Source organism: Streptomyces sp. NPDC059900, from assembly GCF_050270335.1.
Lineage (GTDB): Bacteria > Actinomycetota > Actinomycetes > Streptomycetales > Streptomycetaceae > Streptomyces.
On sequence record NZ_JBNNJZ010000340.1, the window covers coordinates 1 to 9,091 of the forward strand.

The window sequence follows — 9,091 nt, forward strand, 5'->3', positions numbered from 1 at the left end:
GCGAAGTCCACGCCCGTACCGTGAGGATCAACCCTTTGCCCCTTTGGTCGGTATTCCGGTGACATCCTGAGGGCGGGGCCCCGGGCTTGCCGGGGGAGTGGGTCCGCAGGGCACCGTGCAGTTCGACAAAGAGTCGGATACTGATCTGCTGCTCGGCGGGGGCGGGCGCGGATGGTGGCGCGTCAGGGAAGTGAGCAGCCTGGCCGTCTTGGTCGAGGTCCCGGCTTCACTGCCGCCGCCGGCAGCTTGGTTGGATGGAACACCCGCCCCCGAAGCCAGAGGTTGGAGATCCGTCCTCCCCTGCGGCCGACACCGCCCGCGCCTGCATTCAGGCGGAGTCCGGATACTTCAGATACCTCCCGGGCGCGACGTTCGTCCGCCACTCTGGTGGCATGAACACGCGGGAACACTCTCTGTACGCTCACGGGCTGGCCGTCGTCCGCCGCGTCTTCAGCGCAGTGCGGATGTTGGTGATTCTCAGCCTCGTGCTCGTTGCCGTATCAGCCCGGGACAGTGGCGAGCCGTGGGTCTGGAAGTTGCTGCTCGGTGCTTGGTTTGTCCTGGGCGCGTCGTTCTTCGTGAGTCCTGACGTCGAGCACGCGTTCGCCGCGTGGTGGACCAGGAGGAGGAGAAGGGCGGACGGCTCCTTGGACAGCTCGGCCTCCGCAACCGACAGGCGCGCCCTGCAAGATCCCACGCGCTTCCCCGACCGTGAGGCATACCTGGTCGTTACTCTCCTCGCTGTCCTGCTCGCAGGCCTCCGGGGTGTGCTCTCCTCCGTCGACGGCGCCGGCTTCGGGGTTGTGGATGCACCTGCGATCGCCGCCGTGGTGGTCAGCGCTCCGAGCCTGGTCGCCCTGGGGTTCGCCTTCATCCCGAAGGTCCTCCGGGCATGGGGTGCCAAGGAGAAGGACACCGGGGAGGGGAGCGGCGCCGCCTCGACGGGGCAGGCTGCCGTGACCCGGGCGCAGTTGGAAGGTGATGCGCTGGTGGCCCGCGCGGAGAGGGAAGGAGAGGCCGCCATCGTCCGCGCACGCTTGGAAGGGGAGGCGGGCGTGGTCCGCGCGGAGAAGGAAGGCGAGGCCGCCCTTCTTCTGGCCCGGGCTGAGCTCAGACGAGCCGACGCCGAACACTTGCGTGCGGAGAAGGGCCTCGACCCGCTGCCGCCCGCGCAGCTCCCCGCCCCCGACCAGCTGCCTGCGCTGCCGCCCGCCAACGGCAACGGCTCCGCCCCCGCTGGAACGCCGCAACTGCCCTCCGCCTGACCTGCCTTCGCTGTGTCACCGGCCTCGCGCCCGGCCCCACAGGGCCGCGATGCCCGCAGGATCCGCCCGGCCCGGCGTACCTTTCGCCGCCAACAGCTCAGCCCTGAGCCGTGCCTTCCGCCGGCAGGTGTTCCCCACCTCCCGCACAACGTCTACGGCGCATGGAGGCGACGCGGATCAAGGGACGCTCGGGTACCGACGGCATGGGGCGCGGGGCGGGTCAGTCGTTGAGTTCGCGGTCGAAGTCCTTCGCGCACGCGTCACGTTCGCTCTTTGTGTCGGCGTGCTTGATGCAGTCGTCGAAGTTCTTGTACTCGTCCGAATTGAGGATCGACGCGCCGATCGCGATGATCACGCCGGACGCGATCAGGCCGAGCCCGCCGAGCACCGCACCGATGATCGACATCACACCGTGAGGCGCCCGGCCCCCACGCGCCTTGCGCGCGCCGATGATGCCGAAGATCACCGCCAGCAGGCCGAGCAGTGCGCCACCGATGACCGTCCAGAAGAGCAGGATCGCCAGAATGCCGAGCACAAGAGCGGCGATCGCCATTCCGTTGCCCGGCCGCATCCCGGAGTGCTCAGGAGGATGCCCGTAGTTGCCGTAGGTCACTGTAAGCACGGCGAATGTCATGACATCACACCCATCTGTGCTGAATATCAGTCGAGTTGCCGTAGCTGCCCGTATGCCCTGACACCGTCTGTGAATGCGTGAAGTCCGCCGAGCGTGCTTGTCCGAACGGGCGGACTTCCTGGACCTCGGGCCGAGCCCTCCCGCTTTCCCAGAGGCCGCTGGACAGGTCCTCGAGCATCCGCGTCACGGGGTAGCGGTACGGGACACGGAAGCTCGCCGCTTCGCAGCCTCGCCGCCTCGCCGGCGTTCGGCGACATCTGCAGCGTATCTGTCGGCAGGCGCCCACCTCGGCAACCTCCGGCCGGCCGTGGCGCCCGGAGCGGCCAAGCGGAACGTCCGACTCGGATCCTGCGCGTCTGAGCCAGCCCCGCTGCCGGACAGACACCACCGCGGGCTGGATCGAGGAAACTATCGGTCGCCTTCACCGGTGAACACCCGGGTCAGCGAATCCGCTCTCCGCGCAAGCGGGGGCGGCCCCCGCCTGGCGGCTCACGTGAACCGGCACACCAATTGCTCCCCGCGCACGCAGGGATTGCCACGCCTGCTTACTTGCCGTGTTGCGTCATCAACTCCGCGCACCGCTCACCGATCAGCATGGCGGGAGCGTTGGTGTTCCCGCCCGTGATGCTCGGCATCACGGCGGCATCGGCGACGCGCAGGCCTTCGATGCCGCGCACCCTCAGTTCAGGATCGACGACGGCGTCCTCATCCTCGTATCCGCCCATCTTGCAGGTGCCGACCGGGTGGTAGACGGAGTGGATGCGCTGCGGCAGCTCGCGTGCGAGGTCCGCCTCGTCGGCGACAGCCGGGCCCGGATGAAGCTCGCCGGTGACGACCTCCGTGAGGCGCTTGTGCGCCATGACCTCCCGCACGAGTTTCATGCCGGCGACGAGGAAACGGGCGTCATCAGGATCGGAGAGAAAGCCCGGGTCGATCAGTGGGGCGACGGCGGGGTCGGCGGAGGCCAGCCGCAACTCGCCGCGGCTCTTGGGGTAGATGAGCGTCGGCATCACCGTCAGCGCCGCCCGTTTGTCGACGGCGTGACGGACGGGAGCGTCCTGGTTGGGACTCGGATACGACCAGGGGAGGGCGAGCAGCTGCAGATCGGGCTGATCGGCGGGAGTCTGGGCTGCGGCAGTCCGTACGAAGGCCATTGCCTCGAAAACGGTACGTCCCAGCCAACCGCCGCCGCGCACCGCCTCCGAGACCATCCCGGCGAAGAAATGGCCTGCGGTGCCGCGGTGTTGTGCGCTGGGGGCCAGGAAGGTCATCGGTACGAAGAGGTGGTCGTGGAGGTTTCGCCCGACCGGAAGTTCGGCGGCCACATCGAGCCCCAGGCCGCGCAGTTGCTCCGCGGGACCGATCCCGGAGAGCAGCAGTATCTGCGCCGAGCCCACCACACCGGCCGACAGCACGACCTCGCGCCCGGCGCGCAGTATCTGCCGCTGCCGGCGGCCGTCGGTGATCTCCACCCCCACGCACCGTCCCGCTTCGAGTACCACGCGCGTCACCATGGCCGCCGGACGTATCTTCAGGCCGGTCGGCCGGTCGTCACCGAGATAGGCGTGCGAGGCGCTGTAGCGGACACCGTCTCGGGCGCTCATCTGCACGACGCCGACGCCTGCTTGTTCGGTTCCGTTGTAGTCGTCGTTGCGGGGTGAATCCAGCGCGTCGCCGAATGCTTCCACCAACGCGTGGGACGCCGGAGTGAGACCGCTCTGGCGGGTCACCGCCACCGGGCCCCCGGCGCCGCGCAGTTCGCTCGCGCCGTCCTCCCAGTCCTCCATGCGTTTGTAGGAGGGCAGTATCTCGGCGTGTGACCAGCCGGTGCAGCCTGCCGCGGCCCAGTCGTCGTAGTTGCGCCGGTGACCACGGACGAAGAGCATGCCGTTGATGGCGCTGGAGCCGCCGAGCAGCTTGCCGCGGGTGACGGGAATCCGGCGGCCGCCCGCGTGCTCCTGCGGAGTTGTGTAGTAGCCCCAGTCGAAACGCTTCTTCACCTGGGGTACGGAGTGCATGATCGAGATCATGCCCGGGACTCGGATGACGCGCGAACGGTCAAGCCGATCCGCGCCCGCCTCCACCAGAATGACGCTCGCACCGGTATCCGCGAGCCTGCGCGCGACGATGCACCCTGCGCTGCCGGCGCCCACGACGATGTAGTCCGCTTCATTATCTGATGCTCCGTCAGTCATGGCCGCAGTGAAACACGTTCGGGCCCAGGGGAGAATACGCAGGACCAAGGGCATGGTGGCTGGCGCGCCGATATTGCCGAGTCCGCCGGTCAGCACGAACAGGCTGCCGGTGACGAATGCGGGTGACCAAGCAGGCCCTCTCCTCGCAGCGCGCCCAGGACACACATCTCTCGTGTCCGACGCTCACGGGGTGGAAGGGCGAGCTGATCGAGCGAGGGAGGCCGCGCGCCGGGCCTGCGCCCAGTCGATTGCCCCTGCGCCATGAGCCGCAACCGCGTGCGAGTCTGCACCGCCAAGAAGTGCCTCACTGCCCTGGCGGGGCCGCAGTGTCAGGCCGCCGAACGCAGCTGATCGAGTTCGCTGCTGATCGCATACCGCAGCGCATCATGCTGCGGCCCGAGACTGCACCGCACGTCACTCCACCGCTCACGCGGATAGAGCCACACCGGGAGGCCCACCAGGGCGGCCGGCTCCCAGTCGAACCGCGGCCAGATGTGCGCATGCAAGAACGAGTCCCTGTTCCCCGGGATCTCCAGGTTGACCCGCCGGAAAGCCGGATCCAGTCGCCGACAGGCACGTTCGACCGCTTTACCGAGCTGATCCATGTCAGACAGGAACGACAGCCTCTTCGCCTTCGGCAGGTCCGACAGCCGCTGCACATTCGGGTCGTCCACGAGCAGCACCGAGTAACCCGGCAGGAACTGAACATCGCCGATCACCGCGAAGCCCGCCGTCAGCCGTCGCAGCACGGTCGGATTCTCGCCTCTGAGCGCGGTCCCGATCCGATCCCTCCGCCAGTCACCGGTCATGGCCAAAAGCTACATGCCGGTGATCAAGCGCCGCGCCTTGCCCGGTTCAAGAATCAGGCAAGTGCGGCGAGCAGCGGCTCCGGCCATGTCCACGGATCCCCGTCAGCGGTGCGCCGGCTGCCCCGCGACCTGCACCCGGTGCTCCTGTGGAAGCGTGCACCGGTGTCCCGCGAGGGATATCTGCCGCCTCTGCGGGGGGCACTTCGCCGGCCGACGGCCAGGGACCTGGATTTCGACCACAAGCCCCTGGGGCGCGGAGGCGCCGCGCCCCGGATGGCGGTCGCTGCCGGTCGAGCCCTGAAATACCTGAGTTCGATCGCGAGAGACCGGGGACGGGGCACGAACGGAACAGAACTCCCAGATGCTCTGTACCTAGCTTGAATCAATCGGTGTTCCTACTGTCTCAGGCTGGGGGCGCATACGCTGCATCTCAGGTCTCGTTTAACTTGACGGTGGACATGTTCGATCTCTGAAATTTGCTCAGAACGCCCTGCTCTCCCGGCGAATGCCTGGGCGCGAGACTGACCCCCGCGCCCGCGGGGATGGTCCCGCGACTCTGGGCCGGTACCTGAACTTCACCCTCTGCTCCCCGCACACGCGGTGATGGACCCTGTAGCTGGTGCCGCCCATGGTTCCGAGGTCGCGGGCAGATGCAGACGGGCACAGCGGTGAAACCCGCCCTGCGGGCCGGTCGTTACAGGCAGGACAAGGGACAAGGGACAAGGGATGAGAGGAGACCGGCATGCCCGCATCGCGACCCGTAGGCGAGCTGGACGCCCGCTACAGCTCAGCGACCAATCCGCGCCCGGGGGCTGAGGCGGTCACGGCTGTCGAATGGGCCGAGGCCCGTCGCCGGCTGGAGGCCGCCGAGGTTTTCTGGCTTTCCACGGTGCGTCCCGGCGGTCGGCTGCACGTCACGCCGTTGATCGGCACCTGGTCCAACGGCGCGCTCTACTTCTCCACCGGCCCCGGGGAGCAGAAGGCGAAAAACCTCGCCGGGGACCCGCACTGCGCGCTCACCACTGGACAGAACAGCCTCGCAGAGGGGCTTGACCTCATCGTGGAGGGCGTGGCGGAGCGGGTCACGGATCCGGCGGTGCTGGAGGAGGTCATTGCCGCGCATGAGGCGAAGTACGGGGACCAGATGACGTCGCCGGAGGGCACTTTCTTCGGGATGGGGGAGGGGATGCGCAAGGGGAGTGTGGTGGTTTTCGCGGTGGCACCTCAGACGGCCTACGGCTTCGGCAGGGACGACGGGGTGTTCAGCCACACGCGCTGGACCTTCTGAGCGCACGGTGGGCCCCCGGCCGCGCGGGCGGATGGCACGCCGGGGGCCGCCGGGAGATGCCTCTGTGCCCCTGAGCAAGGCGAGGCGTCCGTCGTGGCGATCGCCTCGCCCCGGCTGCAGGGGCGGCATCCGTGTCCTGGTGGTCGGCCGGCGGGTGTTCGCCGTGCGGATCGAGTCGGGGATGCTGGACTGGCGCAAGGCCTGAGTGGCCCTGTCCTGCAAGGTGACGGCCCTGCCCGACGGCATAAAGAAGGCTCTTGTTGCCTGTCTGGATCACTTGGGGCTGGGCGTCGGGGAGTTTCGACTTGGCCGTGGACAAGACGGGCGGCCTGCGGTGGCTGGAACTGAACCCGAACGGACAGTGGGCGTGGCTGGAGGAATCCACCGGCCTGGCGATGTCCGCCGCATTCGCTGACCTGCTGACGCAAGGAGTAGCGCGATGACCGACACCGCCCCTCAGCGGCGCGCCCTGGCCGATCGCCTGACGCAGGCGGGAGTCCTGGTCAGCCCCCGGTGGAGGGCGGCGGTGGAGGCCGTGCGCCGGGAGCTGTTCCTGCACCCCGGTGTGTTCCTGCCCGCGAAGGGCGGCCGCTGGAAGCCCGTCACGGCCGCTGCCGCCGCCCCGGATGCCTGGACGCAGATCGCTTACCGCGACGAGTCGCTGACCACCCAGCTCGACGGGCACCTGGCCGCCGACCAGGCCGGCGGCCAAGCGGCGGGTTCCCCGACCTCCTCGTCCACCGCCCCCGCCACGGTGGTGGCCATGCTTGAGAAGCTGGAGGTCAACGACGGGCACCGGGTGCTGGAGATCGGCACCGGCACCGGCTACTCGTGCACCCTGATGTGCTTCCGGCTCGGCGAGGACAACGTGACCACCATCGAAGTAGATCCCGCAGTTGCGGCCCGTGCGGATGCCGCCTTGACTGTCTGACGGCCTACTCCAAGGATCGGCACTTGGAGGGCGAGTGGTTCGACTTCGGCGAGGAGCACTCGGCAGAGGCCGGGTTTGCGTGCCGTGGCGGAGAAGTGTCCGGCGGAGTTCCCGAAGTGGCCGACGCCGCAGTCCTCTCGTTAGATCCCGCTCCCGTGGCCGGCGACAGGCCACGGGGCAGCGTTGACAAGAGGGCCTATCCGGCCTCGTCCTGCGGGCCGTGTGGGGCTGCGGGCGCCGCGGGACGGCTCGCCTGCCTCCTCTCGCCGCTGAGGCCGCGGGGCTCCCGCCTGAAGAATGACGTGTGCCGAGTAGTTGCGCGCCGCACCTTCGGGATATGGGGGAATTCGATGAGGAGCTGTCGCTGCCTGAGCGGCAGCCGGGCGAGTCGGACGATGCGTACTGGCGACGGGTCGGGGAACTGACGGATCGGGCGGAGGCCCTGGACGCAGGGGCGGACGCGGACGGGCCGCCTGCCCGGCCGGTATGCCGGGAGTGCGGGCTGGAGGCGGACCGGTTCGAAACGTGGTTCGGGGCGTGGGTGCTGCTGGAGCGACTGGATCCGGTGGCGGAGGTTCCGGCGCATATGGTCCCGCCGTTCTTCCGCTGGGTCATCGACAGAGCTGGGATGGCGTGCTGGACGCGGGATGCCGAGCCTTCGCCGGGTGCGATGTGCCGGATACCGCACCGGCTGGTCTGTCCCGGGATCGAGTTGCCGAATCCGTGGTCGTGGCTGGCGTCTGTGCGGAGCGAGAACGCACGGGCAGCCGAACGTCTCTACAACCCGCCACCGCCGCGGGAGCCGGATGAGGGCCTGCCGGACGTCGGCTAGTCGGCCTGACCGTCGTCTTCGTTGTCCTGCAGCGTCCCCACTTCGCCGGTCCCGCCGCAGGCGAGGCAGGCGATGCCGGGCTCGTTGCCGTCCGCGTCGCGCACGGTGACGGTCCCGCCGTCGCAGGTGCCGCGGGCGGGGATGTGCTTGCGGTCGACCCCGGCCACGGCGGCTCCTTCCTCTGCTTGAGGTTCTTTCCGCGGCCGTGCGCATCGCAATGCTCCTCAGCCCGGTGGGCGACGGGGGCGTCGCGTTCAGCCGAGGTAGGTGATCTGGAGGATGCGGAGTATCTTCCGCGGCGCGTGGGTGAGCAGGAGGACGGCGACGGTCTGGTCGAGGGCGAGGGTGCGGGTAACGCCGTCGTCGATGCCGTAGGGCTCGGTCACGCCGTAGGGGTCTTCGCAGGCTGCGATGAGGGCGCGGTCGAAGGCGTCGCGGGCCGGCTGCGGGAGGCTGTCCCAGACGGCTTCGATGGTGGCGTCATATCGCAGCTCGTACACCCGGCCAGGGTGTCAGGTCAGGCGGCGCCGTGTGCACGAAATCGGTCACGTGCCGCCTCCAGGCGGGCGGTGCCGTCGATCCATTCGCCGGGGGGCTCTTCGCCGCGGGCTTCGGCTGCTGCGATCTCCCGGCCGCGTTCGACAGCGGCGTGGGTGTCCTTGGCGATGCGTTCCCAGCGGGCAAAGACCTGTAGGAGTTCGTGCGCCTGTGCCTTGTTGATCTCGCTGAGGAAGCGTTGGGCGAGGGCGGGGTTGCCGAGGGCGTCACGGATGGACTCGATGGTCCACGGCTGGTCGCTCATGCCGTCCTCCCGGAGCAATGCTCGCTGGGTTCCCGAATTAGAATCCAGATGAGTTCGCAGATGACACTAGGACCATACCGCCCGAATAGGCGGGTGAATGGGCTGCCGGGAAACTGTGCAGGTCACGCCCGCCCTCATCAGCCCTCCTGCTCCCCGCACACGCGGGGATGGATCTCAGTCCGGCGACCAGGTCGCCGTCGCGGTGTACTGCTCCCCGCGCGGGCCGTAGGTCTCCCCGCGGACGTGAGGGTGTTCCGCGGGTGCGCGACGCCCTCGCCGCGAGCTTCGCGGTGGTCGGCAGGTCATGGGTAGTCCCGTGGTTTGGCCAGGTGGAC

General features: G+C 68.8%; 10 protein-coding genes and 1 pseudogene. 5 read left to right on the forward strand and 6 right to left on the reverse strand.

Annotation, left to right across the window (positions count from 1 at the left end; translation table 11 throughout):
- Positions 1-392 precede the first annotated feature (392 nt).
- The gene (locus ACQKIP_RS31535) at positions 393-1,265 is read left to right on the forward strand and encodes a hypothetical protein (RefSeq protein WP_365866536.1); all 873 of its coding nucleotides are present in this window, start codon (positions 393-395) and stop codon (positions 1,263-1,265) included.
- A gap of 220 nt (positions 1,266-1,485) precedes the next feature.
- Here ACQKIP_RS31535 and ACQKIP_RS31540 read toward each other — a convergent pair whose 3' ends face one another.
- The 3 genes from ACQKIP_RS31540 to ACQKIP_RS31550 all read right to left on the reverse strand — a co-directional run bounded on the left by ACQKIP_RS31540 (position 1,486) and on the right by ACQKIP_RS31550 (position 4,903).
- Positions 1,486-1,836, reverse strand: a complete 351-nt coding sequence (locus ACQKIP_RS31540) for a DUF4190 domain-containing protein (protein WP_427744832.1) — start codon at positions 1,834-1,836, stop codon at positions 1,486-1,488.
- 608 nt (positions 1,837-2,444) lie between these two features.
- The gene (locus ACQKIP_RS31545) at positions 2,445-4,094 is read right to left on the reverse strand and encodes a GMC family oxidoreductase (protein WP_365866532.1); all 1,650 of its coding nucleotides are present in this window, start codon (positions 4,092-4,094) and stop codon (positions 2,445-2,447) included.
- Between the two features lie 329 nt (positions 4,095-4,423).
- Positions 4,424-4,903, reverse strand: a complete 480-nt coding sequence (locus tag ACQKIP_RS31550; protein ID WP_365866530.1) for a diadenosine tetraphosphate hydrolase — start codon at positions 4,901-4,903, stop codon at positions 4,424-4,426.
- Positions 4,904-5,645: 742 nt separating this feature from the next.
- Between ACQKIP_RS31550 and ACQKIP_RS31555 the strand changes: the two genes are divergently transcribed.
- The 4 genes and pseudogenes from ACQKIP_RS31555 to ACQKIP_RS31570 all read left to right on the forward strand — a co-directional run bounded on the left by ACQKIP_RS31555 (position 5,646) and on the right by ACQKIP_RS31570 (position 7,954).
- A complete protein-coding gene (locus ACQKIP_RS31555) occupies positions 5,646-6,191 on the forward strand; it encodes a pyridoxamine 5'-phosphate oxidase family protein (protein ID WP_365866528.1) in 546 nt (181 codons plus the stop codon).
- 305 nt (positions 6,192-6,496) lie between these two features.
- Positions 6,497-6,634 (forward strand): hypothetical protein, encoded by a 138-nt coding sequence (locus tag ACQKIP_RS31560; RefSeq protein WP_365866526.1) that lies wholly within the window; start codon positions 6,497-6,499, stop codon positions 6,632-6,634.
- Positions 6,631-7,113: pseudogene (locus ACQKIP_RS31565) on the forward strand (ATP-grasp peptide maturase system methyltransferase); the annotation flags it as partial. The gene ACQKIP_RS31560 and the pseudogene ACQKIP_RS31565, both read left to right, overlap by 4 nt.
- A gap of 346 nt (positions 7,114-7,459) precedes the next feature.
- Complete coding sequence (locus ACQKIP_RS31570; protein ID WP_365866524.1) at positions 7,460-7,954, forward strand: DUF6083 domain-containing protein; 495 nt, start codon at positions 7,460-7,462, stop codon at positions 7,952-7,954.
- On the opposite strand, the gene ACQKIP_RS31575 is transcribed toward ACQKIP_RS31570, so the two are convergent.
- The 3 genes from ACQKIP_RS31575 to ACQKIP_RS31585 form a co-directional block, all read right to left on the reverse strand.
- Positions 7,951-8,121, reverse strand: coding sequence for a hypothetical protein (locus ACQKIP_RS31575; protein WP_365866522.1), 171 nt, complete (start codon positions 8,119-8,121; stop codon positions 7,951-7,953). The genes ACQKIP_RS31570 and ACQKIP_RS31575 overlap by 4 nt on opposite strands.
- An 87-nt stretch (positions 8,122-8,208) precedes the next feature.
- Entirely contained in the window at positions 8,209-8,454 is a 246-nt protein-coding gene (locus tag ACQKIP_RS31580; protein ID WP_365866520.1) for a hypothetical protein, read from the reverse strand.
- Positions 8,455-8,471: 17 nt separating this feature from the next.
- On the reverse strand, positions 8,472-8,756 hold the full coding sequence (locus ACQKIP_RS31585) for a hypothetical protein (RefSeq protein WP_365866518.1): 285 nt from the start codon (positions 8,754-8,756) through the stop codon (positions 8,472-8,474).
- Positions 8,757-9,091 lie beyond the last annotated feature (335 nt).

What these genes read in the sequence shown, in the direction of transcription:
- ACQKIP_RS31535 (WP_365866536.1), top strand. Translation starts at nt 393, where the DNA reads ATGAACACGCGGGAACACTCTCTGTACGCTCACGGGCTGGCCGTCGTC.
- ACQKIP_RS31540 (WP_427744832.1), bottom strand. Translation starts at nt 1,836, where the DNA reads ATGCGGCCGGGCAACGGAATGGCGATCGCCGCTCTTGTGCTCGGCATT.
- ACQKIP_RS31545 (WP_365866532.1), bottom strand. Translation starts at nt 4,094, where the DNA reads ATGACTGACGGAGCATCAGATAATGAAGCGGACTACATCGTCGTGGGC.
- ACQKIP_RS31550 (WP_365866530.1), bottom strand. Translation starts at nt 4,903, where the DNA reads ATGACCGGTGACTGGCGGAGGGATCGGATCGGGACCGCGCTCAGAGGC.
- ACQKIP_RS31555 (WP_365866528.1), top strand. Translation starts at nt 5,646, where the DNA reads ATGCCCGCATCGCGACCCGTAGGCGAGCTGGACGCCCGCTACAGCTCA.
- ACQKIP_RS31570 (WP_365866524.1), top strand. Translation starts at nt 7,460, where the DNA reads ATGGGGGAATTCGATGAGGAGCTGTCGCTGCCTGAGCGGCAGCCGGGC.
- ACQKIP_RS31585 (WP_365866518.1), bottom strand. Translation starts at nt 8,756, where the DNA reads ATGAGCGACCAGCCGTGGACCATCGAGTCCATCCGTGACGCCCTCGGC.